This window comes from Asticcacaulis sp. P2_B1, from assembly GCF_056404915.1.
Genome location: NZ_JBFUDD010000004.1, coordinates 289,260 through 315,002, shown reverse-complemented (window position 1 = coordinate 315,002; position 25,743 = coordinate 289,260). Strand labels below are relative to the sequence as shown.

The 25,743-nt window shown below is 60.3% G+C and carries 27 protein-coding genes; 14 read left to right on the top strand and 13 right to left on the bottom strand.

Features of this window, described 5'->3' with window-relative positions; all coding sequences use genetic code 11:
• The first annotated feature begins 14 nt into the window (after positions 1–14).
• The 5 genes from AC1DX3_RS13325 (at position 15) to AC1DX3_RS13305 (ending at position 4,074) form a co-directional block, all read left to right on the top strand.
• Positions 15–197 (top strand): YnbE family lipoprotein, encoded by a 183-nt coding sequence (locus tag AC1DX3_RS13325; protein WP_476989788.1) that lies wholly within the window; start codon positions 15–17, stop codon positions 195–197.
• A 26-nt stretch (positions 198–223) separates the two neighbouring features.
• A complete protein-coding gene (locus AC1DX3_RS13320; RefSeq protein WP_476989787.1) occupies positions 224–610 on the top strand; it encodes a YdbL family probable chaperone protein in 387 nt (128 codons plus the stop codon).
• Positions 611–825: 215 nt separating this feature from the next.
• Entirely contained in the window at positions 826–1,938 is a 1,113-nt protein-coding gene (locus tag AC1DX3_RS13315; RefSeq protein ID WP_476989786.1) for an acyltransferase family protein, read from the top strand.
• 253 nt (positions 1,939–2,191) lie between these two features.
• Positions 2,192–2,962 (top strand): CHAP domain-containing protein, encoded by a 771-nt coding sequence (locus AC1DX3_RS13310; protein WP_476989785.1) that lies wholly within the window; start codon positions 2,192–2,194, stop codon positions 2,960–2,962.
• A gap of 128 nt (positions 2,963–3,090) precedes the next feature.
• Entirely contained in the window at positions 3,091–4,074 is a 984-nt protein-coding gene (locus AC1DX3_RS13305; protein WP_476989784.1) for a magnesium transporter CorA family protein, read from the top strand.
• A gap of 305 nt (positions 4,075–4,379) precedes the next feature.
• Here the strand turns inward: AC1DX3_RS13305 and rpmE are convergent, their stop codons facing one another.
• Entirely contained in the window at positions 4,380–4,604 is a 225-nt protein-coding gene (gene rpmE, locus AC1DX3_RS13300) for a 50S ribosomal protein L31 (RefSeq protein ID WP_476989783.1), read from the bottom strand.
• A 133-nt stretch (positions 4,605–4,737) separates the two neighbouring features.
• Between rpmE and AC1DX3_RS13295 the strand changes: the two genes are divergently transcribed.
• Positions 4,738–6,597 (top strand): ABC transporter transmembrane domain-containing protein, encoded by a 1,860-nt coding sequence (locus AC1DX3_RS13295; RefSeq protein ID WP_476989782.1) that lies wholly within the window; start codon positions 4,738–4,740, stop codon positions 6,595–6,597.
• 61 nt (positions 6,598–6,658) lie between these two features.
• Positions 6,659–7,711 (top strand): alginate O-acetyltransferase AlgX-related protein, encoded by a 1,053-nt coding sequence (locus AC1DX3_RS13290; RefSeq protein ID WP_476989781.1) that lies wholly within the window; start codon positions 6,659–6,661, stop codon positions 7,709–7,711.
• Here the strand turns inward: AC1DX3_RS13290 and AC1DX3_RS13285 are convergent.
• Together AC1DX3_RS13285 and AC1DX3_RS13280 are read right to left on the bottom strand one after the other, a co-directional pair.
• On the bottom strand, positions 7,701–8,651 hold the full coding sequence (locus AC1DX3_RS13285; protein ID WP_476989780.1) for an SMP-30/gluconolactonase/LRE family protein: 951 nt from the start codon (positions 8,649–8,651) through the stop codon (positions 7,701–7,703). The two genes, AC1DX3_RS13290 and AC1DX3_RS13285, sit on opposite strands and share 11 nt — an antisense overlap.
• An 85-nt stretch (positions 8,652–8,736) precedes the next feature.
• A complete protein-coding gene (locus tag AC1DX3_RS13280) occupies positions 8,737–9,267 on the bottom strand; it encodes a TetR/AcrR family transcriptional regulator (protein ID WP_476989779.1) in 531 nt (176 codons plus the stop codon).
• A 99-nt stretch (positions 9,268–9,366) separates the two neighbouring features.
• Here AC1DX3_RS13280 and AC1DX3_RS13275 point away from each other — a divergent pair, with 99 nt between their 5' ends.
• The gene (locus tag AC1DX3_RS13275) at positions 9,367–10,059 is read left to right on the top strand and encodes a hypothetical protein (protein ID WP_476989778.1); all 693 of its coding nucleotides are present in this window, start codon (positions 9,367–9,369) and stop codon (positions 10,057–10,059) included.
• Positions 10,060–10,155: 96 nt separating this feature from the next.
• Here AC1DX3_RS13275 and AC1DX3_RS13270 read toward each other — a convergent pair whose 3' ends face one another.
• Positions 10,156–10,956, bottom strand: a complete 801-nt coding sequence (locus tag AC1DX3_RS13270; protein ID WP_476989777.1) for an inositol monophosphatase family protein — start codon at positions 10,954–10,956, stop codon at positions 10,156–10,158.
• A 65-nt stretch (positions 10,957–11,021) separates the two neighbouring features.
• Positions 11,022–11,588, bottom strand: coding sequence for an elongation factor P (gene efp, locus AC1DX3_RS13265; protein ID WP_476989776.1), 567 nt, complete (start codon positions 11,586–11,588; stop codon positions 11,022–11,024).
• Positions 11,589–11,898: 310 nt separating this feature from the next.
• Here efp and AC1DX3_RS13260 point away from each other — a divergent pair, with 310 nt between their 5' ends.
• Positions 11,899–12,426 carry a hypothetical protein gene (locus AC1DX3_RS13260; protein WP_476989775.1) on the top strand — a complete coding sequence of 176 codons (528 nt, stop codon included), beginning with the start codon at positions 11,899–11,901 and terminating at the stop codon, positions 12,424–12,426.
• A gap of 167 nt (positions 12,427–12,593) precedes the next feature.
• Here the strand turns inward: AC1DX3_RS13260 and thiE are convergent, their stop codons facing one another.
• Complete coding sequence (thiE, locus tag AC1DX3_RS13255) at positions 12,594–13,217, bottom strand: thiamine phosphate synthase (RefSeq protein WP_476989774.1); 624 nt, start codon at positions 13,215–13,217, stop codon at positions 12,594–12,596.
• A 172-nt stretch (positions 13,218–13,389) separates the two neighbouring features.
• On the opposite strand from thiE, the gene AC1DX3_RS13250 reads away from it, so the two are divergent.
• Positions 13,390–14,115: a glycine zipper 2TM domain-containing protein gene (locus tag AC1DX3_RS13250; protein WP_476989773.1), complete on the top strand. Its 726-nt coding sequence runs from the start codon at positions 13,390–13,392 to the stop codon at positions 14,113–14,115.
• A gap of 46 nt (positions 14,116–14,161) precedes the next feature.
• Here AC1DX3_RS13250 and kynU read toward each other — a convergent pair whose 3' ends face one another.
• The gene (kynU, locus tag AC1DX3_RS13245; RefSeq protein ID WP_476989772.1) at positions 14,162–15,361 is read right to left on the bottom strand and encodes a kynureninase; all 1,200 of its coding nucleotides are present in this window, start codon (positions 15,359–15,361) and stop codon (positions 14,162–14,164) included.
• 193 nt (positions 15,362–15,554) lie between these two features.
• Here kynU and AC1DX3_RS13240 point away from each other — a divergent pair, with 193 nt between their 5' ends.
• The 4 genes from AC1DX3_RS13240 to AC1DX3_RS13225 all read left to right on the top strand — a co-directional run bounded on the left by AC1DX3_RS13240 (position 15,555) and on the right by AC1DX3_RS13225 (position 18,674).
• Positions 15,555–15,740, top strand: a complete 186-nt coding sequence (locus AC1DX3_RS13240; protein ID WP_476989771.1) for a (2Fe-2S)-binding protein — start codon at positions 15,555–15,557, stop codon at positions 15,738–15,740.
• 121 nt (positions 15,741–15,861) lie between these two features.
• Positions 15,862–16,347: a bacterioferritin gene (bfr, locus tag AC1DX3_RS13235; protein WP_476989770.1), complete on the top strand. Its 486-nt coding sequence runs from the start codon at positions 15,862–15,864 to the stop codon at positions 16,345–16,347.
• Positions 16,348–16,522: 175 nt separating this feature from the next.
• A complete protein-coding gene (locus AC1DX3_RS13230; protein ID WP_476989769.1) occupies positions 16,523–17,452 on the top strand; it encodes a class I SAM-dependent methyltransferase in 930 nt (309 codons plus the stop codon).
• Between the two features lie 13 nt (positions 17,453–17,465).
• Positions 17,466–18,674, top strand: a complete 1,209-nt coding sequence (locus AC1DX3_RS13225; protein ID WP_476989768.1) for an alpha/beta hydrolase — start codon at positions 17,466–17,468, stop codon at positions 18,672–18,674.
• Here AC1DX3_RS13225 and hisN read toward each other — a convergent pair.
• From hisN to AC1DX3_RS13195, 6 genes are all read right to left on the bottom strand, one after another.
• Positions 18,671–19,486, bottom strand: coding sequence for a histidinol-phosphatase (hisN, locus tag AC1DX3_RS13220; RefSeq protein ID WP_476989767.1), 816 nt, complete (start codon positions 19,484–19,486; stop codon positions 18,671–18,673). The two genes, AC1DX3_RS13225 and hisN, sit on opposite strands and share 4 nt — an antisense overlap.
• A 224-nt stretch (positions 19,487–19,710) precedes the next feature.
• The gene (locus AC1DX3_RS13215) at positions 19,711–20,094 is read right to left on the bottom strand and encodes a helix-turn-helix domain-containing protein (RefSeq protein ID WP_476989766.1); all 384 of its coding nucleotides are present in this window, start codon (positions 20,092–20,094) and stop codon (positions 19,711–19,713) included.
• A 118-nt stretch (positions 20,095–20,212) separates the two neighbouring features.
• Positions 20,213–21,511, bottom strand: a complete 1,299-nt coding sequence (locus AC1DX3_RS13210; protein WP_476989765.1) for a hypothetical protein — start codon at positions 21,509–21,511, stop codon at positions 20,213–20,215.
• A 246-nt stretch (positions 21,512–21,757) separates the two neighbouring features.
• Positions 21,758–24,637, bottom strand: a complete 2,880-nt coding sequence (locus AC1DX3_RS13205; RefSeq protein ID WP_476989764.1) for a M16 family metallopeptidase — start codon at positions 24,635–24,637, stop codon at positions 21,758–21,760.
• 146 nt (positions 24,638–24,783) lie between these two features.
• On the bottom strand, positions 24,784–25,299 hold the full coding sequence (rcdA, locus tag AC1DX3_RS13200) for a protease adaptor protein RcdA (RefSeq protein WP_476989763.1): 516 nt from the start codon (positions 25,297–25,299) through the stop codon (positions 24,784–24,786).
• Between the two features lie 137 nt (positions 25,300–25,436).
• On the bottom strand, positions 25,437–25,655 hold the full coding sequence (locus tag AC1DX3_RS13195) for a DUF1192 domain-containing protein (protein ID WP_476989762.1): 219 nt from the start codon (positions 25,653–25,655) through the stop codon (positions 25,437–25,439).
• Positions 25,656–25,743: the final 88 nt, after the last annotated feature.

Genomic DNA, 25,743 nt, shown 5'->3' with positions numbered 1-25,743 from the left:
AGAGGGACCCATTTATGAAGAAAGCCATGCTTACGGCGGTTGCAGGGATAAGCGCATTGGCGCTGGTGGCGTGTACGCCGTCGGTCAACGTCAATGTCAATCTGGCCCCCATCTACGCCAAGCTCGACGTCAATGTGAAGGTTCAGCTCGACCAGGACGTGAAGGCCCTGGTGCAGCAGAACCCCAATTTGTTCTAATCCAGGCTTAGAAAGTGAGACCTGATATGAAAAAGACCTCTATATTTAAGGCCGTATTGGCCGCCACCGTTCTCTCGACCTCGATCGTTGCTACAGGTGCCCTGATCGCCCTGCCGGCCATGGCCGACGTCGCCGCCTCCAAGGCCGCTGTCGACGCCGCCAAGGCCCAAGGCACGGTCGGTGAAGCCAATACCGGCTTCCTCGCCTTCGTTTCCGGCTCGGGCGATGCGTCGCTGAAGGCCGCCGTCGATGAGATCAATGCCGGTCGCCGTGACGTCTACGGCCAGGCCGCCGCCAAGAACGGCGTCTCGATCGAAGCCGCCGCCGGTTCGGCCTATACCAATATCATCCTGCCCAAGGTCAAGGCCGGCGAATATTACCAGGACGCCAACAGCGCCTGGGTTCGCAAGTAATACCAACGGCGGAGATTTCGATTCATCCGCCGTTGGCAGCGGGCAAGGGCCCGCCGCCGCCGATGCGGCGAGCCATGCGGCGCTTGAGCTGAATAAGGCCCACACCCCTGCTTGAACCCCTTCGGATCCCTATCCGGAGGGGTTTTTCTTTGGCCGGAGCGCTTTTTAAGGGCAAATGACACGGCCTTTTAACGGGTGCCGGTTAGACTGCGGCCATGCCCCAGGATCACTTGAAACCCCTGACGTCCTTGCGCTTCTTCGCCGCCCTGTGGGTGGTGCTGTTCACCTATATCCACGAACTGGACAGCGGTATCCACATCGGCTTCATCGACAAGGGCTATCTCGGTGTCGAAGGCTTCTTCATCCTGTCGGGCTTTATCCTGAGCTATGTCTATCTCGAAGGCTTCGGGACGCGACAGTTCGACTATTTTACCTTCATCAATCACCGATTGGCGCGCATCTATCCGCTGCATATCGCAACCCTGCTGGTTACCCTGGTTCTGGCCGGTATGGCCGCGTTGAAGGGCGTCGCGTTGGACGACAATGTCGTCAACTGGGCTGCCCTGCCGGCGCATCTGACCCTGACCCAGGCGTGGGGATTGGCGGCATCGGCGTCATTCAATCATCCGTCCTGGTCGATCAGCGCCGAGTGGCTGGCCTATCTCGGTTTCCCGGTGGTCGCCACCGCCGCCTGGGCGCTGCGTCATCGGCCGATCCTGGCGGTTGCCCTGGCCTGCCTGATCCTCACCGCGCTCTATATCGTCTTCTATGTCATTGCCGGCTTTCCCTTGACCGAGGCGACCTTCCAATGGGGCGCCTTGCGCATCGTGCCGTGCTTCCTGCTCGGCAGCGCGCTCTACCTCGCCTGGCGCGCCGGGGCGGTTGCCCGGCCATGGATCGCCACGACGGGCGCCGCGGTCGCCAGCCTGACGGTCATTATCGCCTCCAGCTTTGCCCGTTCGGATATCGTCATCGTTATCGCCCTCGGCCTGTTGATCCTGTCCTCTGCCGGTCTCGGCAGGGACGGAGAGGGACGCGAGACTGGAATCCTGTCCAGTCCGCTGTGCGTCTATCTCGGCGAGATCAGTTTCGCCGTCTACATGATCTATGTGCCGTGGAAATGGATCTGGCTGAAAGGCGTCAACGCGCTTTTGGGCACCAATCATGCGCCGTTGCCGTTCTTTTGGTGGCTGGCCGGGCTGTTAGCCCTGATTCCCCTGGCCATGTTGGCCCATCATCTGGTCGAACGACCATTTCGCCGTATTTTACGCAACTGGGGGGACGTGTTGCGTTATAAATATACCTACCAATTGGCGAAACACGGTTAACATTTTACGTGATCAGGGCGAAAAATTGTTTGAAATTTTATTTTTCTGTTGTATCGAAGTCACGGGGCTTAACTTTCACGGAGTATAGTGCGTGAAGAAAACCGTGTCGGCGTTTGTATTTGCCGCTTCCATCCTGTGCGCTGCCAGTCCGCTTTATGCGAAAACTTCGGCGCACGCAACGGCTAAACCTGCCGCCACCCGCGTTCACGTTGCTTCGCAAAAATCTACCGCTCAAAAAGTTTCGCATAAGGCCGTGAAGGCCTCTGCAAAGGTATCTTCCGGCAAAGTGTCTTCTGGCCGCGTTACCCGCATCAGCAGCCGTACCTCGGTCGGCTCCGCTTCGCCTTACCTGCAATGCGTCACCTTCGTGCGTCAGTTCACCGGCATGCAGATCTTCGGCGATGCCTGGACCTGGTGGGGCAAAGCGACCGGCAAATATACCGAAGGCGCCCGTCCGAAGCCTGGCTCGGTCCTGGTCTTCCGCCCGCAAGGCAAGATGAAACTGGGCCACGTCGCCGTCGTTTCGCAAATCATCACCGACCGCTATATCCAGGTCACCCACGCCAACTGGTCGCCGATCAACGGCCGCCGCGGCCAGGTCGAAGACCATGTCAACGTCATGGACGTTTCCGACAAGGGCGACTGGTCCAAGGTCAAGGTGTGGTACGGCCCGCTCAACGATTTCGGCACCACCGTCTACACGACCTACGGCTTCATCTATCAGGATACGCCGCAGGGTCAGGCCGCCGCGCAACAACTGATCGACAACGATCAGAAGTCGATCGAAGTCGCGCCGCAGCAAATCGCCATGGCCACGCCGGCCCCGGCCCCGGAACTGCCCAGCGATCTGAAGGCCGCCCTGTCGCCCGGCAATACCCAGGGCTTCCTCGGCGCTAAGGCGACCACGGTCAGCGGTCAAACCGCCGGCAAGTCGGCCAAGGAATTGGTCGCCAAGATCGACGCCGACAATGCCAAGCCGGTTGTTGCCCCGGTTTCCCATGCAGCGACAACGGCCCGACCTTAAGGCCAAGACGCATATAGTTTTTTATAGAGCCATGCGACGTACGTCGCATGGCTCTATTCGTTTGACTTGCCGGGTGATTTCAGTGGAAAACAGCGCCTGACGATCCGGCTTTTGCCTTTGGGGTACCCATGCTGACTCTTCACACCAAGGGCTTCCACAACCAGGCCAAGGAAGCTGCGCTGGTCAACGATGGCCTGAATATCAATGACAAGGTCGTATGGATTGACCTGGTCAATCCTACCCGCGATGAGGAGTTGCGATCGGAGGCGCAATTGGGCGTCCTGTTGCCGACCCGCGAGGACATGGCCGAGATCGAGACGTCGAGCCGCCTTTATATCGAGAACGATGCCGCGTTCATGACGGCGCAGATTGCCTTTTTCGGCGGCCACGACCGCCTGCAGTCCGGACCGGTGACCTTCGTCCTGGTCGGTCATCGTCTGGTCACCATTCGTTACATCGATCCGGCGTCCTTCGCCATCTTCGCCGAACATATCGAGAAACAGCCGATTTTGTGCAGCGACGGTGTAACCACTTTCCTCAATCTGCTCGACATCCTCATCGATCGCACCGCCGATCTGATCGAGAAAACCGGTGCCGGTATCGACGAATTGTCACGCGAAGTCTTTAAGACGCGGCGCCAGACCAAGCTCGAAGACGTGCTGATCCGGTTGGGCGGTTTTCAGAACGACATAGCCAAGATACGTGATTCACTGGTGTCCATGAACCGGTTGATTACGTTCGCGACCAATCTCGATACCATCACCCCGGTCGTTCAGGCGGTCGAAGTCCAGGAATTTCACGATCGCCTGCGGGTCATGGGCCAGGATGTGAATTCGCTCAGCGACCACGCCAGCTATGTTACTGGCAACATAGCCTTCCTGCTCGATGCCGCCCTGGGTCTGATCAATGTCGACCAAAATACAGTCATGAAAGTCATGTCGGTGACCTCGGTCATCTTCCTGCCCCTGACCCTGCTCGCATCGATCTACGGCATGAACTTCGACTATATGCCGTTCCTGCATAATCTCGACGCTTTCTGGGGCATCTGTGTCGTCATGATCGCCATCATTGCCGGACTGTTGTGGTGGTTCAAAGAGCGGCGCTGGCTATAGAAGCGAAATGCCTGCCGGTGCGATTCGGAGTAGTTTGGGTCCTATTCCACGAAAACCGGCACTCCGAATGAGAGCATCGCCAAATGTTAGAGGTATTATAATGCCGAGGTATCAGGCGGCAATTCATCTCACTGTCGAGGATGGCGCCCGACCGCTTTTCTATTCGGAGTGTCGATTTTCGTGAAAACACCCAAGACTACTCCGAATCTCCGGCCTTCGGACAAAAAAGCCGGCCCAGGTTGCCCCGGGCCGGCTTTGAAACGCTGTACAAGTTTCCGCAGCGGGTCGTACCCGCCCCGCCCCGCTTACTTCTTGAGGAAGCCGGCGAACTTGTTGTTGAAGCGCGAAACGCGGCCGCCGCGGTCGAGCAGGGTGCCGGTGCCGCCCGTCCAGGCCGGGTGGGTGCGCGGATCGATGTCGAGGTTCAGCACGGCGCCTTCCTTGCCATAGGTCGAGCGCGTCTTGTAGGTCGTGCCGTCGGTCAGGGTGACGGTGATCCAGTGATAGTCGGGGTGGCCTTCGGGCTTCATCGCGGTGTCCTTCGACGTTCTGCCAGCATGGTGCGAACGCCTAAATCGAGTTATGCCGGCATTGCCAGCGGAAGACGGGGCTCTTACATGAAGCTTCCTTGCTGTGCAAGCCTTTCCTAGCTAAAGACACGTGATGGCCGACTCATCTCCCCAGATTCAAACAGAAACCCCGACAAGCCCTGACAACGGGCGTCCCAGCACGGGCGCGGAATTGGTCGGGCAGATCCACCAGGCGGCGGGCAAGCGCGAAAAGACCAAGAATCTCCGGCCGCTGGTGCGGCTGTGGCCCTATTTGATGCGGCAGAAGATGACCGGGGTGGTCATGATGGTCTTCCTGCTGATTTCGTCGGCGGCCACCCCCTTCATGACGGTGGTGCTCAAGCACCTGGTGGATCAGGGGTTCGGCACCAATAATGTCGGCGTTCTCGACTTCTGGTTCAGCGTCTTCGGCATTGTCGTGGTGGTGCTGGCCCTGTCGACCGCGCTGCGTTACTACTTCATCACGCGCATGGGCGAACGGGTCGTCGCCGATCTGCGCGAAGACGTCTTCGGCCATATACTCGGCCTCGATCCCGCCTATTTCCTCAAGATACGTACCGGCGAAGTCATCTCCCGCCTGACCGCCGACATCCAGATCATCGAGACCTTGGTGGCGTCGTCGATCTCGATCGCCCTGCGCAACCTGCTGACCTTCGTCGTCGGCCTGATCATGATGAGCATCGTCAGCCCGAAACTGACCTTCTTTGTCTTCTGCACCTTTCCTTTCGTATTGATCCCCCTGATCACCTTCGGCCGCCAGGTCGGCAAGGCGACGCGCGACACCCAGGACAGCTTCGCCCGCGCCGTCGGCTTTGCCGGTGAATCGCTCGATGCGCTTGAGACGGTGCAGGCCTTTGTGCGCGAAGCCTTTACCCGCAAACGCTTCGATCAAGGCGTCGAAGACACCTATCGCATGTCGGTCGGGCGGATGGCGACGCGCGCCACCATGACGGCCATGGTGATTACCTTGGTGTTCGGTGGCATCGCCTTCGTGCTGTGGCTTGGGGCGCAGGACGTGCTGCATCATCGCATGACCAATGGCACCCTGCTGCAATTCGTCATGCTGGCGGCCCTGACCGGCGGCTCGGTCGCCAATCTCAACGAAACCTGGGGCGACGTGCAAAAGGCGGCCGGGGCCATGACACGCATCGACGAACTGCTGCAATCCGAGCCGGATATCAAGGCGCCCGCCAATGCCGTCAAACTGCCCGTGCCGGCGCGCGGAGACATTCGCTTCGACCATGTCACCTTTGCCTATCCCTCGCGGCCGGACACGGTGGTGCTGGATGATTTCTCTCTGGTCGTGAAGCCGGGGGAAACCGTTGCCCTGGTCGGTCCGTCCGGCGCCGGCAAGTCGAGCGTGTTCCGCCTCCTGTTGCGTTACTACGAATACCAAGCCGGGACGATCGCCGTCGACGGTGTCGACATTGCCTTGGCCGATCCCAAGGACGTACGCGAGCGCCTGTCTTTGGTCGCCCAGGATTCGGCGCTGTTTTCCGGCTCGGCCGAGGACAATATCCGTTTCGGCCGCGAAGACGCGACCATGGACGATGTCCGTCTGGCGGCCGAGAAGGCCCAGGCACTCGGCTTTATAGAGGCCCTGCCGCAGGGTTTTGCCCAGCCGCTCGGCGAACGCGCCAAATCCCTGTCCGGTGGCCAGAAGCAACGCCTGTCGATCGCGCGCGCCCTGGTGCGTCAGGCGCCGATCCTGCTGCTCGACGAGGCGACCTCGGCCCTGGACGCCGAAAACGAACGCCTGGTTCAGGCGGCGCTCAACGAAGCCATGGCGGAGCGCACGACCCTGGTCATCGCCCACCGCCTGGCGACCGTGCTGAAGGCCGACCGCATTGTGGTGATGGAGGCCGGCAAGGTCGTCGACAGCGGGACGCATGACGAATTGGTGGCGCGCGGTGGTTTGTACGCCCACCTGGCTTCGTTGCAGTTCAGCAGCTAGGCCAGCTGGCAAAAGCCGTCTATGACTACTTTACCCGCTCTTTTGATCCGCTGGACCTCCGATGCTCGAAGACCTGATCGCCGAACGTGCGCCTGACTGCGAATTGCTGCTCGGCTATATCGTCAGGACGCCGGACGACACGCTGTTCCTCGGTGGCGGGGCGCACGACCCCTTTCTCTACAAGGCCGGGCTGAAGACGATCGAGTCATCGAGCTATATGTATTTCGACGCCAATCTGAAGGCGCGGCGGGCCTATTCGGAGCGGGCAGGCGCGCGCTACCTGCATGCCATCGTGCCCGACAAGGAAGGCGTCCCGACTGCCTCCCTGCCGAAATCCCTGGACCTTGTCTCCCTGATCGACCGCTATAAGGCCAATACGGCAGAAGCCTTTATCGACCTGCGGCCCGATGGCCCGATGCCGGCTTATTTCAAGCGCGTCGACACCCATTGGGCCATCCCGGGCGAGATCGCCGCCGCGGAAAAAATCCTGCACGGTTTCGGCATCCCCGAACCCGAGATCACCGCCGGTATGGCCAAGTTGCGCGCCGCCATCAGCCCGGAAACCTACCCCGCCAAGGGCGATCTCGGCCGGGCCTTGCTGCCCCAGATGATGGAGCAGCAGCCACGTTTCGATTCCGCCTGGATGACCAATTTCAACAGTGCCGACACGGGATGGAATATCGGCAAGACGGACATCTTTCTGGCGCCGGAATCGCCTGACCGCCGACTGCTGATTTTCGGCGACTCATGCATGCATATTGCAGCGCGCATGTTGACGCCGTTTTTCCGCACGATCCTGTTTTGCCGCACCGAATTCTATCATCGCGAAATGGTCGACCAGATGCGGCCGACCCACATCATGAGCGAGCAGATCGAGCGCTTCTTGCGCAAGATCGAGCCCGACACCTCCGCCCCCCGGTTTCTGCTCTATCCACATATGTTCGGCCGGCAACTGGCCCTGGCGCCCGAGTTCTGGCAGACCATGAATACGGTGCTGACACCGCCGGAGACGGTTTCCGAGGCGTCGCCCGAGACACAGCCTCAGCCCTTGCCTGTCACCCCATTGTCACGCCGATCGTTTTGGCAGCGTGTTCGCGACGTCTTTATCCCTTGAACAGGTTGGTCGGCAGGCCCTTGCGGCCCTTCAACAACCCTGCCGGCACCTCGAACATGGTCCCCGCCAACGGATCGTCGGCGGCCACCGGCGGCTGGGCGGCGGTGGTAACGAACAGGCGCTCCAGGTTCGCCCCGGCAAAGGTCAGGCTGGTGACCTGACGCGCCGGCATGGCGATCGCATAATCGCGGCTGCCGTCCGGATTCAGGCGGATGATAGCGCCGCCATTGTTGAGCGCCACCCACAGGCCGTCCTCAGTATCGATGGTCATGCCGTCGGGATAGCCTTCGGCCTGGGTGAAGGTGGCGAAGACGCGCTTGTTCGATAGGGACCCATCGGCGGCCAGGTCGAAGGCGTAGACGATGCCCTCAGCGGTTTCATTGTGATAGAGGCGTGTGCCTGCGACATTGAAGGCCGGACCATTGGTGCAGATATAGCCGGGGTCCATCTGATGAACGCTGAGGTCCGGGTCGATACGGTAAAGCGCCGCGGTCTTCTGCGAGAATGGCATATGCATAGTGCCGGTCCATAGCCGGCCTTTAGGATCGACCTTGGCGTCGTTCAGGCGATTGTCGGGCTGGTCGGCTTCGATATCGAGCAGATGGGTCAAGGTTGGCGGTGTCGTGCTCGTATCGACCGCGAAGACGCCACGATCGATGCCGGCCATGAAGCCCCCCTGTTCACGCTCGACGATCCAGCCGATCATCCCGGGCATCGGCCAGGCGTCCTGACGGCCATCAGCGAGAGCGAAGCGGTGCAGTATCTTGCCGCGAATATCGACCCAGTAGATGCAATTCTCTTTTGCGCACCATAAAGGGCCTTCGCCCAAAATGGCGCCGGGCGCGGTCATGGCGACGGGGATGTCCGCCGCGCGCGCCAGGTTGGGAAGAGCAAGGGCAGCCAGGGTTGCTGTGATGGCCGTACGGCGATTGAAAGTCATGACGTCTCCTCGGGCTTTTTGCTGGCAGTAACGCCTCGATACCCTGGGACGTCAAGGCATTTCATTAGTCATATCAATACCATGATTAGGCTATGGCGGCGGCCAAGGCTCGGCTGGTGCGGTGCAGTGTCCTGGCCATGGTTTCGGCGGAAGCCGCGACCTGACCCAGGCTCCAGGGTTCCAGCAGAGCTAACTGGGCAGCGGCGATCTGGCTAGCCAGCAACGCCCGTGGCAAGGGCAGGGGACCGTCGGGCAAATAGCCCTCGATCTGACTTGCCAGGACGCGATGCAGTATGGCGCGCGCCGGTCCACCGAACAGGACGCGGCCGAGCGCATGGTTGTCGCGAAAATGTTGCAGCAAATCGACCAGAAATACGGGTGGCTCGGACGCAGCAATAATGGAGGCTAAAGCGCCGAACGGGGCCTTCAGGCTGTCCCTCAGCAGGTCGGACTTGGTCTTGAAGTGCTCGTAAAAGGTCGATCGGCCGACATTGGCGCGTTCGGCGACGCCGGCAATGGTGATGGCATTGTAGGGCAGTTCGAACAGCAGGGTAAGAAAGGCCTCGGAAATGGCCTGTCGGGTCCTTTCCTGGCGGCGATCGGGAGCGGCAGACATTTTCTTCCTTTTGTCCGGTAGCGGACAAACACCCTGCAGCATTTGAAGCCCGTCCGCATCTCTTTTGATAGCTCTGGCCGCTCATCAGGAGATTTTATCATGTCGGACACCCCCTCAACTGTTCCCTTGCCGCAACTGCGGCTCAATGCGCCGGTTTATGGCGTCATACTGACCATCACCACCTTGCTGGCGCTGATCCTGGTCGCGCACCACCCGGTCGCCGACATGCACGACAAAGGGCAGGGCCTGCAGAATTTGGTTGCCATCGGCGGTGCCGACCGCTGGATCCATGGCGCCTTGATCGCCATCGTGCTGATGTGGGCGGTGGGCTTTTCCGGCTTTGCTTGGCGGCTGGGTATCGAGCATCCGGCGATCATGGCCGGCTGGCTGGGCTACGTCATGGGCTGCGTATTCGTTATTCTCGCCGGCCTGATCGACGGCTTTATCGTACCGGATCTGGCGGCGCGGTTAGCTGACCCGACGGCGCATCCTGCGGCCTACGACCTGCTGGCCCTGTGCGGTGTCGCTAATCAGGCCCTGACCAAGCTTGGCCTGGTCTTCATGGCGGTCGGCATCATCATGTGGGGCCATGCCCTGATGCATCATCGCGGCCTGGCGCGGCTGATCGCCCTCATGGCCATGCTGACCGGCGGCATATCGGCGGCCTTTATCCTGATCAGCCCGGCGCGGATCGACGTCCAGACTCTGTTCTGGTTCCTGGTCGGTCAGGTCGTGTGGAACCTCAGCATCGCCATGTGGATGGTGCGCGGCATGAAGAGCCGCGCCAAGTAGATTTTCAGCTCAAACGCCGCATGGCTCGCCGCATCGGCGGCGGCGGGCGCTTGCCCGCTGCCAACGGCCGATGTGTCAAATCATCGGCCGTTGGTTTTACTTCGCCAGCTTCAGCTTTTCCAGCAATTGCGGATAGACGTCCATATTGCCGCAGATCAGGTCGCCGGTCTTGAGCGGGCCTTCTTCGCTGTCGATCGAGCCGAACTTACCGCCGGCTTCGGCGACGAAAAGCAGACCGGCCGCCATGTCCCACGGCTTCAGGCCGCGTTCCCAGAAGGCGTCCAATTGACCAGCGGCGACATAGGCGAGATCGAGCGAGCAGGCGCCGTTGCGGCGGATACCGACCGTGCGCTGCATGATCTGGTGCAATTCCTTGAGGGCCTGAGCGTGGCCGGCCTTGCCGATAAAGGGCAGGCCGGTGCCGATCAGGCTCTCGTCGAGGTTTTTGCGGGACGAAACGCGCAGGCGGCGATCGTTATGATAGGCGCCCTTGCCTTTTTCGGCCCAGTAAAGGTCGTTGGTGACGGGATTGAAGGTGACGCCGGCAACGATCTCGCCTTCGCGCTCCAGGGCGACGGTGCAGGCAAAATGCGGGATGCCGTGCATGAAGTTGGTTGTGCCGTCGATCGGATCGACGATCCAGCGGTGGGTCTTGTCGGTGCCGATGACTTCACCGGATTCCTCGCCGAGGAAACCATAACCGGGACGAACGCGCAGCAATTCTGCCAGCAGGGCGGCTTCGACGCGCTTATCGGCAGCTGTGACGAAATCGCCCGGGCCCTTTTTGGACACCTGGAGTTCAGTCACTTCGCCGAAGTCGCGGGCGACGCCCTTGCAGCCTTTGCGCACGGCGCCGACCATGACCTGGATGAGGGAGGATTGAAGAATCGTGACCATGGGATGGGCCTTCGAGGAGGATTTACAATGTGGGCAGGGCTACCCCGTAGGGCAGGAGGGGCTTATCAGTCGGCGCGCTTCATATATTCGCCGTCGAGCGTCGAGACGACGATCTTTTCGCCGACACCCATGAAGGGCGGGATCATGACGCGCATGCCGTTGCTGGCCTTGGCGGGCTTGTAGGAAGACGATGCGGTCTGGCCCTTGATCGTCGGCTCGGTTTCCATGACTTCGAGGATCACGGTGTCGGGCAGGCTGATCGAGATCGGGCGCTCGTCGTGGAATTCCAGGGTGACCACCATGCCGTCATGCAGGTACTGGATCTGGTCTTCACCGACCCAATCCTTGTGCAGGCTGATTTGCTCGTAGTTTTCCTGATCCATGAAAACCAGCATATCGCCTTCGGTATAGAGATAAAGATGGTCCTTTTGCTCCAAGGTCACGCGCTCGACGGTATCTTCGGAGCGCAGACGTTCGTTGAGCTTGGTGCCGGTGATCAGGTTCTTYAGCTCGACCTGAGCGAAGGCGCCGCCCTTGCCCGGCTTGACGTGGTGCGACTTGACGACGGACCAAAGGCCCTTCTGATATTCGAGCACCATGCCGGGCTTGATCTGATTGGCGTTGATTTTCATTTGGATATGACTTGTCAAAGAAAGGATGAGTGGCGGCGGTACTAGCCTTTAAGGCGCTGAAAGGCAAGGGGGCGATATAACTGCAACGCTTTGGCAATAGTCGTGCGGTGGGCGTGACAAGTTACCTTCCCATGCGGTAATTTACCCGCATTACGAGGAAGTGATTATGTATAGCCATCGTTTAGCAGTTCTGGGTTGTATCCTATTATCCGTGGCGGCCTGTTCGCCGAAGTCACCAAAGCCTGCTTCTAGCAGCGCATCGGCCACAACAGCCTTACCGGTTACCCATATTTTGTCATGCGATACGCCGGTGGCGAAAGGTGCCAGCGCCAAGAGCTTGCTGGCCGCCTATCCCGGCGATGCCGTGGTCGGCACGATTTCAGGCCCGGAAGGTTCCGAAGCGCACGGCGTCATCCTTTACGGCAACGATCCGGCCCGGCGTGTCGAAATCACCTTCTGGGACGAGGACATGACCAAGGTGTCGGATGTGAGTCTGGGGGCGGGTGCGACCGCCTGGACCGGACCGTCCGGCCTGCATCTCGGCAGCCCGCTTGCCGATGTCGAAACGGCGAACGGCAAACCGTTCACCTTGTTCGGCTTCGGTTGGGATTACGGCGGCTTTGTCAACGATCTCAAAGGCGGCCAGCTGGCGCATCTGCCGGGCGGTTGCAGCCTGAGTGTGAGACTGGAGACTCCGGAAGGCGCCAGCGTGCCGGACAGTCTTTCGGGCGAAAAGCCGTTGAGTTCCGACGATGCGGCGGTCAGGGCGCTGGGGACCAAGGTCGCAAGGTTGTCGATCGGCTGGGCGCCGCCGCCGGGCCAATCCGACACGGAATAGTCCGACAGCGAAAAATTAGTGACCCAGGGTGATACCGGCCGTCAACGCCATCGAGGCGATGAAGACGACGCCCAGGATGGCGAAGGCCAGTGCATATTTGGTTTGGTAGTTCATGATGGCGGGAAAATGCCACATTTCGCCGCAAAGCCAAGTTACAAAGGTTTTAATCAGGCAATCGCGGCATTGAGCTCACGCACGGCGGCAGCGGGGCCTTCCGGATGGTTCCAAACGGCGCCCGACACAGCGATGAAATCGGCGCCGGCGCGCGCGATCTCACCGGCATTGTCGGCCGTGATCCCGCCGATGGCGACGCACGGAATTTCCATGCTTTCCTGCCAGATATTGAGGGTCTCCAGCTCGGCCGTATGCTCGACCGTCTTGGTGGTCGTAGGAAAAAAGGCGCCGAAGGCGACATAGTCGGCGCCATTCTCGGAGGCTTCCATGGCGAGATGACGGCTGTTGTGACAGGTGACGCCGATCATGGCGTCGGGTCCCAGGGCCTTGCGCGCGTCTTTCAACGGCATATCGCTTTGACCAATATGGACGCCGTCGAGCTTCAGCGACTTTACCAACTGGACGCGGTCGTTCATCAACACGGCGACGCCCCGACTTTGCGCGACCGGCGCGATCAACCGTGTGGCAGCGATCAGGTCATAGTCGCTGAGGTCTTTCAGGCGGATTTGCAGGGCGGCGACGTCTCCGCCGGACAGGGCGGCTTCGAGGTCGCGGACAAAGGCCGGGACATCGTCAATGACGGGCGGGGTGATGAGGTAGAGACGACATTTGGTCATGCGCCGGGCTTGCCTGAAAAATTATGAAAAGGCAAGCGCGGCGGCTTATGCAGATTTTACGTCCGCGCCCTGTTTTCTATGGTCTCTCCGCATTGTCTGAGACGCGCAAAAGCCGACAATGCAGCATGCGTGACTGGGGTCGGCTGACGGAAGATTGAAGGGATATTCTCCCATGACTTCGACAAAGAAGACTTCGCACACATGGACATGGGCGGCGGGTGCGGCGCTGGTAATGGCTGCGACAGCCATTGTCCCGGCGGCCCAGGCCCAGGACCAAAGTTATGACGGCTATTGCTACGCCAAGAAGGAACACGCCAAGACGACCGGCACCGTCGTCGGCGCCATCGCCGGCGGCCTGCTGGGCAGCCAGATATCGAAAAACGAACGCGGGCTGGGCACGGTCGGCGGCGCGGTGATCGGCGGCGTTGTCGGCCGCAGTATCGGCAACAGCTCGGTCAAGTGCCTGAACGGCGAATACTATTCGTACCAAAGCGGCTACTATGCGCCGGCCAGCCCGCCGGAAGGCTATGACGTCGTCTATTACAAGACCCGGCCTAGCACCAGCACCTACAGCACCGTCTATTACGACCAATACCGCCATACATCGCCGAGCTATGCCTATAACAACGGCTACAGCAATCAGTCCTATAACAATGGGCAGCCCTATAACAGCCAACCCTACAATACCCGCTATGACAGCAATGGCACCCAGGGTTGGCGCGACAGCTACGGTAATTGGCACGCCGGCCGTCCGCTCGCCTTTGGTTGGAAGGACAATCGTGGCCAGTGGCATGAAGGCCGGTTCGCGAGCTACGGCTACCAGGATCACAACGGATCGTGGCATGAAACGCCGGAGCAGAATTACGAAGGCTCGGCGGATTACACGCCGAACTACTGAGGCACCCGTCCCTAGCAAGGCCTCCGGTTTCCGTCGGGAGGCCTTGCTATGTCACAGCTGAGCGGCGTTGGAAGCGCGGATGTTCGAATTCGCGCGTCTCTACGATATCGGTCAGGGTCGCGACGGCATGAGCGACATCCGTGAAGCGCGTATAGAGCGGTGTGAAGCCGAAGCGCAGGATGTCGGGCGCGCGAAAATCGCCGATGACGCCGCGGGCGATGGCCGCCTGGCAAATTGCCCAGGCTTGCGGATGGCTGAGAGAAACATGGCTGCCGCGTTGCAGCGGATCGCGCGGCGTGACGACCTGGAAGCCGAGATCGGCGGCATCGATCAGGTCGATAAACAGCGCTGTAAGGGCGCGCGACTTGGCGAAGACGGTGTCCAGGTCGAGATCGCTGAATAGATCGACACCGGCCTCCAAAGCAGCCAGGCCAAGGATCGGCGGCGTACCGCACAGGAAGCGGCGGATGCCTTGAGCCGGCGCATAGTCGTCATTGAAGGCGAAGGGTTCGGCATGGCCCATCCAGCCGGTCAAGGGCGACGTAAGACTGTCGTGATGACGTTCGGCGACGAAGAGAAAGGCCGGCGCGCCCGGACCGCCGTTGAGATATTTATAGCCGCAACCGACGGCCAGGTCGGCTTGGGCCACATTGAGGTCGACAGGGATGGCGCCGGCTGAGTGCGACAAATCCCACAGAACGAGGGCGTTGTGCCGATGGGCAGCGGCGGTTATGGCCATCATATCGTGGACGGCGGCGGTCTTGTAATGGACGTGAGTCAATAGGACGACGGCCGTATCATCATCGATGGCACCAAGAACATCATCGGCGACGACCAGAGTCCGCCCGAGCAGGCTGGCCGTCCCTTGTGCGACATAGAGGTCGGTGGGAAAATTTCCGGGTTCGGCGATGATCTTGCCGGGCCGGGCCTGAAGGGCGGCCGTCAGCAGTTTGAACAGATTGACCGAAGTCGAGTCGGCGGCGATGACTTCGTGGGATTGCGCACCGATCAGCGGAGCGATCTTGCCGCCGATCCGGGTGGGAGCATTGATCCAGTCCGCAGAGTTCCAGCTGCGGATCAGGCCGCTGCCCCACTCTTCGCCCACAGTATTGGCGACGGCCTCCGCTGTCGCCTTTGGCAAAGCGCCAAGTGAATTGCCGTCGAGATAGGTCACATGTTCAGGCAGGGCGAAGCGATCGCGCATATGGCGGAGCGGATCGGCAAGGTCGAGGGCTTCGGGCGTCATGTGTCAGGTTTGGCCCATCCAGCCCGCGTGGGCAAGCTCAATCCCGCCGCACCCACTATCCCCTCTTAGCGTGAACCGGCGGCTATGAGTGTCAGTTCCGGGTGCAGGGGCTGTGCCCCTGCTGCGAATGACTTGCATTTGAATCGGGGCAATGCTATATGAGACGCATTCGCAGTTAATCCCCGGGACCACAGTGTACGTTTGTAATTGTAATGCCATCCGTGAGCGCCAGGTGCGCTCGGCTATTTCTTCCGGCGCTGCGACGCCCAAGGCCGTTTTCGATCACGCCCAGTGCCGGCCGCAGTGCGCCAAATGCGTCTGCGAAATTCGCCAGATGATCGACGACGCGCAGGTCAGCCTGGGTATGGCGGCGGAATAGCCGTTTTGCGATTTAATCTGCGTTTCATTCGCAGCTAAGCGCCTGTATTTTATAGAATTAGTGGCTTCACACGGCGTGCGTAAGGGCTTAAGTTGTGCGTCGCAACCAGGGAGCACGCGCCATGAAGGGTCAGCCAGAGATCATCAAATTGTTGAACAAGGTGCTCACCAACGAGCTGACCGCGGTCAACCAGTATTTTCTGCATGCGCGGATGATCGAAAACTGGGGCATGTATCACCTGGGCCGCATCGTCTACAAGGAATCGATCGAGGAGATGAAGCATGCGGATTTGCTCATCAAGCGGATCCTGTTCCTCGACGGCCTGCCGAATTTGCAGGATTTGAACAAGCTGCGCATCGGCGAGACGATCGGCGAATGCCTCGAATCGGACTTGAGGGTCGAAACGGGCGGTCGCGAGACTCTGGTGCCGGGTGTCAAGTTTTGCGAAGAGCATATGGACTATGTCAGCCGCGAACTGCTGCTGCGCATTCTGTCGGACACCGAGCACCATATCGACTTCCTGGAAACGCAACTGGGCCTGATCAAGCTGATGGGCGAGGCCAACTATATCCAGAGCGCCATGAAGGAAATCGAAGGCGAAGGCTGATCTGATAGCGGGCATGTTGTCAGCTCGTTAGCTACCGGCCCTGCCGAGCGTCAGTTTCGGGTCCAGGGTCCGCGACCCTGGGTTTTTGGTTAACGGCGCGATAAGCGCTTTGACCTTTGCGTGCAGAGGTCCTAACTTGCGGCGCAACTGAGTTTGCGAACGATAGGGCAGGCGTTTGGGCGTGTATGACCGCAGAGGTGTGTTGGGTTTGGGACTTGGCGCGGGGGCGCTGATGACCGGGCTGGCCGGGTGCGGCAAAAAGCCCAAGGGCCAGATCGTGCCGGATGAGTACGGCAATAATCCGACCGAAACCATCGACCCGAAGCTTGCCAAGCAGGAGGGCACGCTGGAATGGGCGGTGTCGGGCGGTTGGCGCAGCGCCTTTGACAAGGCGCGCGACAAGTATCGTCATCCCATTGAAACCCTGAACTTTTTCGAGATTAAACCGCACGATACGGTCATCGATATGTGGCCGGGGGCCGGTTATACGACCGAGATCCTGGCGCCCTACTTGACGCGCGGCAAGGGCAGTTATATCGCCGCCATGTTCGGACCGGGGCAGGCCGGCGATGCCGCCGCAAAGGCCCTGGGCGACACTTATCGTCAACATTTCAGCGGCAATAAGAAGCTCTACGGCGCGGTCAGCTTCAGCGAGTTCGGCGCCGACAGCGGCAGCCTGGCGCCCGATTTTTCCGCCGACGCCGTGCTGATGCTGCTGGTCGTTCACGACTGGATGGCGCGCGGTATCGCCGAGGACGGCTTTACCAAGGCTTTTGCGGCTCTGAAACCCGGCGGGATCCTGGGGGTCGAGCAGCACCGCGCCGATATCGGCAGCGTCCAGGACGCGGTCGCCAGCAATGGCTATGTCCAGGAGCCGTTCATCAAGCAGTTGGCGGCCGAGGCCGGCTTCCAATATGTCGGCGCCAGCGAAATCAATGCCAATCCGAAGGATGACAAGGATCATCCGTTTGGAGTATGGACGTTACCACCGCAACGACTGACAAATTTTCGCGGTCAGCCGCCTAATCCGGAATTCGATGGTACCCTGTACGAATCGATCGGAGAAAGCGACCGTATGACCTTGAAGTTCAGGAAACCGCAATGACAGGTGTAGAGATTTGAGCCGGATTGCCGCCCTTTCGACCCATGCGCCGCTGATGTCGATCCCTGAGTCGCGTCCGCCCGAAGGCGGGACCGGCGAATGGTTTCGTGGCGCTGGCGGTCTGCGGTTGCGCCTGGGTTTCTGGGCGTGCGCCCGGCCGCCGCGCGGCACGGTGTTTATCTCACCCGGCCGATCGGAACCGATTGAAAAATATTACGAACTGATCGGCGACCTGTTGAAGCGCGATTTCTATGTCGTCGTTCACGACTGGCGCGGTCAGGGCCTGTCGGCGCGCCTGCTGCCGGACCGGCTGAAGTGCCATGCCCGTTCGACCGAGGAATTCCTCGACGATTACCAACGCCTGCTCGACAGCTTCGAAGACCGGGCGCCCAAGCCGTGGGTCATGGTCGGTCATTCGATGGGAGCGGCGCTCAACCTGGCCACGCTGGTCAAGGGCGAGCCGCGCATCGCCGGGGCCTATTTCACCAACCCGATGCTGCGCATGAAGACCGGCCGGCACTCCTTGTGGTCGGTCAATTTCCAGACCAATTGGCAGGTCAATCACGGCCGCGGCACGGACTATGTGCCGGAAATCTTCGACGATCCGTTCGAGCATACGTTCGAAGATGACGCCCTGACGCATGACGCGACGCGGTATGAAATCTGGCGCGAGCAACTGTTCGCCTGCCCGCACCTGGCGGTCGGTTCGCCGACCTGGGGCTGGCTGTCCTTCGCCTTGAAGATCGGCGAGACCTTGCTGCGCGACAAGAACAAGGTGCTGAAAAAGGTCAAGACGCCGATCACCATCATCTGTTCCGGCGACGACAACCTGATCAACAAGCAGCCGTCCAAGCTGTTCGCCAAGAAGCTGTTCAAGGGGCAGTATATCGAGGTCGCCGGCGCCGAGCATGAAATCCTGATCGAAGCCGACCAGTATCGTCGCCAAGCCATGGAAGAGCTCGACACCCTGCTCGACTTCGTCGCGCCGCACGGCTTGGTGCATCAGCCCATGGCCATACCCGCAGCCGCGACGACTCCCGCAACCAAGGTGGCGGACCTGGCCGAGGTCATGTCGGACCTGCCGGAGGATATTTCGCCCGAAAGCCTGATCCCCGAGGACGAGATACTGCCTGAAAATGAAGGTTTGGCGGAAGACGAAGATTTGCCGGCAGATGAGGTTCTGGCCGAAGAAGAAAGCCCGGCTGACGGCCAAAAAAGCGCTTAGGCCGCTGCCGGCGACAGGTGTGTCAGGGCTTCGTCGCTCAGGGCGCGTGACGAGGCGGCGATGACCTGGCCGGCTTCCGGACCGACACGCTCGCCGCGCCAGTTGGTGACGATGCCGCCGGCATTTTCGATGACGGGAATAATCGCTTCGATATCCCACGGCTTCAGGCCGGTCTCCAGCGCGATGTCCATTGTTCCTTGTGCGACCATGGCGAAGGCGTAGGCGTCGCAGCCATAGCGCTGCAATTTGGTGGCGTTGCGCAACCCGGTATAGGCCGTCATTTCGGCGCCGTCGCCGTAAAGATAAGGGTCGGTGGTGCCGATAACCGCGTCGGCCAAGCCGGTGCAGGGGCGGACCGTCAACGGCGTCTGGCTGACCGGCGTAATGCGTTTCGACCCCAGTGGCGAGCCGAGAAACACTTCCTGCAGGACCGGCTGAGCGATCAGGCCGAGGACGGGATAGCCCTTGTAGCGCAGGCCGATCAGGGTCGTCCACAACGGCAGGCCGGAAATGAAGGCGCGCGTGCCGTCGACCGGATCGAGCACCCAAACGAACTCGGCGTCTTCGTTTTCGCTGCCATATTCCTCGCCGATAATGCCGTGGTCGGGGAAGTGGCGATTGATCAGATGGCGGATGGCGCGTTCAGCGCCCTTGTCGGCCTCGGTCACCGGGTCAAAACGCGACAGGTGGGCCAGTTTGTTGTCCTCAGCCAGGGCGGCTGTGCGAAACAGCGGCAGGGCGGCATCGGCGGCCGCGGCGGCTAACTGGAGGGCGAAGGCTTCCAGGGTTTGAAAATCGGGTGTGTTTGACATGAAGACCCGCATAGCCGGTTGGGCTATGCGGGTCCAGTCAGGACACGAACTTTCTTGGTTTAAGACTAAAAAGGCACCCCACCACCACATCTAGAAAGCTGCGCTTTCGTCGTGTGCTCCCCCTCCCCGGCAAGCGGGGAGGAACACCGTATTCCTGATCCTCCCCGCTTGCCGGGGAGGGGAACCGCGCCCGGAGGGCGTGGTGGTGGGGTGCTTTACTTGGCTTACGCAGCTTGTTCGTTTTCGCCGTTCAGCGATTTCGCCAAGTCGAGCAGACGACGGCGCGGACGCTCCGACAGGCGATAATAGGCCTGGATCAGGTCGAGCGTTTCCTTGCGCGAAAACACTTCGATGCCTTCGTTATTGACGGCGGCGACTTCGGTCTTGTCGTCGGTCAGGCCGTCGTAGAAATAGTTGATCGGGGTTTCCAGCGCCTTGGCGAGCTGGAACAGGCGGGCCGCCGAGATACGATTAGCGCCGCATTCGTATTTCTGAATCTGCTGGAAGCGGATGCCGACAGCCAGAGCCAGTTGTTGTTGTGTGAGACCCAACAGGCGGCGACGGCGACGCAGACGCTTACCCAAGTGCAGATCGATATCGGTAGCCATGGTTTCGAACCCCTAACTCGTGTGACACGCTGTATCAATGTGAAACAGCTCGCGTAACAGGGTTCAAACCTCGTGCCAGGCGGTAAGGTTTTGTTTACCTTGTCGCCTGGCTGGGGTGTTAGACCAATCCCACGACGTCGTTCATCACGCCGGAATTCAAACGCGTCCGTTCGGCATAAAGCTGTTTCAGCTTTTCGCGCTTCATGAAGCGGGCCACTTCTTCGTGCAGCTTGGCTTCGCGATGGCCCTTCATCTTCTGCAGCGAGTCCGAATGCAGGACTTCGTCGACGGCGTCGGGGACATCCTCGGCCTTGATCAGGTCATGCAAACGCAGGACTTGCCACACCATATAGCCGGTAAAGACGACCAGCATGGCGGCATCGAGCGGAGCGTGCAGGCCGAAGCCGAGACCGATAAGGCCGGCAACCGTTAACGCCGCCAACCACAGGCCGGTCAGTTTCAGGCTTTCGAACCGGGCCTCGGCTTGCAGACCTTCCAGGGTCATGCCGATCAGCTTGCTGCGGATAAAGGCAAAATTGGCGTTGGCGGTCACCCGGCCGTTCAGCCAGAAGATCAGTTCGCACCATTTTTCATTGACCTCAGTCCAGCGTTTCAGACGGCCCTGGGCCCAGTAGTCCTCCTTGCCGCTATTGGCGATTTCGAACATGGCGTGGCTGGCGAAGATCATATTGTCCTGGCGGATGATGGCGCACTTGCTGACCACGGCGCACGACTGGCGCGTGGCGGCGTTGAACTGATCGGCCAGGACGCGATGCTTGCGGCGCGTCAGGATGCTCATCAGATGAAAGGCGATCACCGCAACGGGCATGAGTACGACGAGAGCCGGGACGGGCAGGGACACCGGCCAGAAGGCCGTAGCCGCCAGGTAGGCCGCGGATACAGCCGCCATGATTGTCGCATAGCGGTACAGCTTGGCGATATGGCCGCGGCGCGCCGCGTTGAGGTGCTTGTAATTGTGATACAGCACCAGCCCCTTGGCGGCGATCAGGTCGCGGACGTCCTGGTCGCCATAGTCCTGGCCCAGCCCGCCGGGGAACTGAGTCTCGATCCGGCCCAGCGACAGGCGGATCAGGGTTTCCGGCGTCATGTCGGGTGTCGCATCCTCGGCAGCGCTATTCAGGGGCGACAGGTCGAGCCGCTCGCCGAAATAGCTGTCGAGCTTGCTATGGACGAACGGCTCCCACTGGTCGTCGTTCGACACGATGGCCTTGAAATCGTCTATGCCGTGGGTGAACAGGTCGGTGTTCCTGATCTGCAGATAACCGGTCTTGGTTTCCGTGCACAGGTACATCAGGCGCTCGCGGTCTGAGTTGCAGAAATCCTGCGTCGTCCGCAAGGTGCCGTCGGTGATCTTGTCGATGTAGCTATCGACGATTTTGAGCGAGGTTTTGAACATAATGCCCCCCACGTCCGGCAAGGGTACTGGCTGGGGGCGATGTCGTGAAACAAGGTCGAACAGTCGGATTCCGTTGGCCGGAAATGTATTGTCTTACATGGCTTGAGCTTTTGGCCCGTAACCGTTTTGCGCTTTCTCCAACGTGGTGCGTTGTCGCAGTGGCAATTATACGCGGGTCACCGAAGCGGTTAAAGCGAAACCGATGACAGCGTTGTCACATAGTTGTGAGCAGGTGCAACAATGTCACTATGATGCGTTGGCACGATCGAGCGGCAGGGGTTCGATATTGAGATGCACGGTCTTGTCCATCTTGAGATAGGTATTGGCCAGATCCTGAACCTGTTTGAGATCGACGGCCGTTAGGGTCGCGTCATAGTGCTGCAACATCGCGATATCGGCGGGGGTGGCGCCGCTGGCTATGACCTCCGCCCAATAGGCATTGTCTTGCGCCGTATTCTGTTGTTGATGGCTGGCCCAGGTCCTGGCCTTGTCGAGTTCGGCCTGGGTTATGGGATGGGCGATCATGTCGGCGAACGCATCGCGGACCGCATTCACGACCGGCGTATCATCGGCGTGGGCCGGCACGTAGGTCATGGCGCTGAGATAGCCGTAGCCCTTGAAGCCGATCGAGAAATAATTGCTGAAGAAGGTCGGGTCCGACATGCCGTAGTCCTTGGCATGCAGGTTGTAGAACCGCTGATTGAGGACGCGCGTCATCAGCTTGAAGGCTTCCGAGCGTTTCAGGTCGCTGAGATAGTCGAAGGCCGGCCAGGTCAGCAGGCCGATCGCCTGTTCACCCTTGGCCTGAAAGTACAGGGTCTTGTCCATCGCCTTGCCCGGAAAAGCGATGTGGTCGGCGCCGGCGGGCAGGTTGGCCTTGGCGGGCAAAGGTTTCAGCGTGCCGAAGGTCTTGTCGACTATTGCCTGGGCGGCCGCCGGATCGACGTCGCCGACAATGGTCACCGTCATCGGCGCCGGCGCCAGGGCGGTATCGAAAACACCCTGGGCATCGGCAAGCGTCAGACGGGCCGCCTGTTCCTGCCCCGGCGGTCCGAAACGCGGATCGTTGCTGCGCAGGGTGCGCGTCGCCAGGCCGCTCATGACGCCTTCGGCCGTGCCGCCGACGCGGGTATAATAGTCGTCGAAACCGGCCGTGGCGCGCTCGAACTCGCCCTGGGTCAGGTGATAGTTGGTGGCATAGGCCATCATCAACTGTATCTGGGTTTCCAGGCCATCGCGGTTGGTGCTGCCTTGCAGCACGGTTGCAGACTCGTCGATCGAGAAATTCATCGACAGCATTTTGTTCTTCATGACACGAACGACGTCGTCGTGGATCATCGGTCCGATACTGCCTTCCAGGAAGCCCGGTACCGTGGTGATGAACAGGGGCGGCGGGTTCTGCAGCGGAAATTTTTGCACGCCGCCGGCGATGTCCAGGCGGACCGCGATGGCGTTCTGCGTATCCGTCCGCCGCTCGATATAGACGTTGAGACCGTTGGCATAGGTCAGATGGGTAATGCCGGTATCGCCGACCGTCTCAGTCTTGACCGGCTGAGCCGGCGGACCGAAATTATCGAAGGCCCAGGCAGCATGGCTGACCTCCTCCGGCTTGGGCGGCGTAGCGGCGGCGACGGCGCGATAATCGGCCAGGATAGCATCGCTGTTCAGCTTGCCGTAGGCCCCGCCCAGCAGCTGGAAGGCCGGACCGTCCCACGACCACAGCCGCTTGATGGCGCCGGCGACCGCTTCGCGGGTCAGGAAAGGCTTGTTGGCCTCGAGATGATCAACGTCCTGCTCAGCCGAATTGATGACGGCATTGTTGTCGAGATTGATCGACAGGAATTGCGCCAGGTCGCTGTCGTCCTGTTTGGCCGAGCGGTCGCGATAGGCGCCGATCGTCTGGGACATCTGATTGCACGCATCGTCGATCTCGTCCTGACTGACGCCATGGGCCTTCAATTGCTCGACATAGGTCAGGGCCAGTTTGATGGCGGCTTCCTCCTGGCCGGGCTTGGCCCTGACGAACAAGGTCATCTGCTCCGCCGTTTTAGGCGTCGAGGCACGGCTGAGCTCCGCCATGGTCAGGGGGGAAGTCGGGTCGCTGGCGGCGCGCGCCAGGCGGGCATTGAGGATAAGAATGGCCACCTGGTTCAGAGTCTGGTCGAGAACCTGAGCATTGGTTTGATAGCTGTCGTCGAACGGCGCCAGCCACGAAATCAGGGCGCCTTCGGGCAAGCCGGGTTGGGTCAGGGACTGGACGCTCGGCCCCTTGGGCTGGTAGACGCCGAAGTCGGCCGCCGGCGGCGGGCTTTTGACCGTGGGTTTCCAGCTCCCGAAGGCCGCCTTGATACGCTTCTCGGCCATATCGGGATCGAAATCGCCGGCCAGGATGATGGTGGTCAATTCCGGGCGATAATGGGCGGCATAGAAGGCCGCCAGTTTTTCTGGCGGGCTGTAGAGAAGGACGTCGGGCAGGCCAAGCAGCTCGCGATTGGCATAGGCCTGACCGGCATAGAGCTTGGCGTTCGACGCCGTCCATGCCTGGTAGGCAACATTGCCCTCGCTCATGGCGTAGCGTTGGGCAGCTGTGGCGGCTTCCTGCTTCACGGCATCACCCGGCAAGGTCAAGCCGTCGGCGATTTCACGCAGGGCGAACAGACCCGTATCGATGTCGGTAGCCGCGGCGCCACGCAGGTCCATCTGGTATTTCGTCGTGTCGGGATTGACCGTGACGCCGTTGGTCATCGACATTTGCAGGTCATGCGCCTTGAGATAGTCGTCGAGCGTCTGACCCTTCAGGTTCTTGTCGCCGTCGAAGGCGAGACGGCTGAGCAGGAAGCTCAGGCCGCGCTCATCCTCGGCTTCCATCAAATAGCCCGAGGCGATGCGCATCTGCACCGTGGCGCCGCCGGCGGGAACGGCATTATGCTTGATGACATAGGTCAGGCCGTTCGGCAGTCGGCCGAAGCGGACATCGGGGTCCGGCACGATATCGCTGTGGAGATGGGCGAACTGAACACCGGTATCATAGGGCGCCAACCTGTCGCCGGCCAAAGACGCACCGGCTGCCGGCAAGGCCATGGCCAGCAAGAGAACGGCCAGTGAAACGCGGCGTGGCTTGGTCAAGTCAGATATCCCCCATAAAGGTGCAAGCTCAAGATAACCATGCCGCGGGAATTTGCTACCGCAATATGGCGGGATTACGGACACGAAAAAGGCATCGCCCGATCGGACGATGCCTTTCAAAATTACGGCTGAATATCAGAACGCTATCAGGCTTCCAGGCCGAAGGCGTTTTGCAGCATGGCCATCTGGTTCATGACCGGATTGACCTTCACTTCGTCACCTTCGCCGTCGACGAACATGCGCTTGTCCATATGCGAAATGCGCTCATACAGGCGGTTGGAGCGATCGAGCAGATTGAGCAGGCCGCCCGGCAGGATCTTGTGCGGGTCGAGGCTGTCGCCGTTGAGCGGCGAGATGCGATACTTGTCGTCGCAGGCGTCAGTGGCGTCCATATCGCCTTCGCGGACGGCGCGTTGGACCAGCAGCCAGGAGGCGATTTGCATCAGACGAGTGGTCAGGCGCATGCTTTCGCCGGCATAGAGCAGGGCGTCTTCACGCGACAACAGGCGGGAATCGCGGCGGCCGTCGCCATCGAGATAGGACGCCGTTTCCTCAACCAACGCCATGCCTTCCTTGAAGGTACGGTCGAACAGGTCCGACGAGGCGAAGTCGCGCACCAGGTGGACGCGGGCGTTGATATTCTGGGCGGAGCTTTCGGACATCTGTAAGCCTTATGCTAAATCTTTTACGGGCGGTTCGTTCTGACCGCATGGCCGAAACCGGCGCGTTCATCGTCAAACCTGAGGTCCTGTCTGCAACGCTTATGCCATGGCGACAGGTCATTCAGGGTTATTAAGCGTTAACTACCCTTAAAAGAGAATAAAGCTTCGGCTGCGGAGAGACGATTTTTTTTACGCTCCATGGCGGCGCGGGACCGTTCGATTTCGCTTTCGAGGAGTCCGATGCGCTCGGCCAGGTCCTCGACACTGTACGGATCGAGGTCTTCACGCGCCAAGCCCGTCAAGGCCGCGGTCCCCGCGGCGGTTTTAAACATTTGCGGCAGATCGTCATCTATCATCCGGCTACCTCGCGTTCCGACCAGGCTGGACAATTCGCTTAAATCTACGCATCGTCCCTTTTGTGATGAAACGCCTCTTGCGCGATAA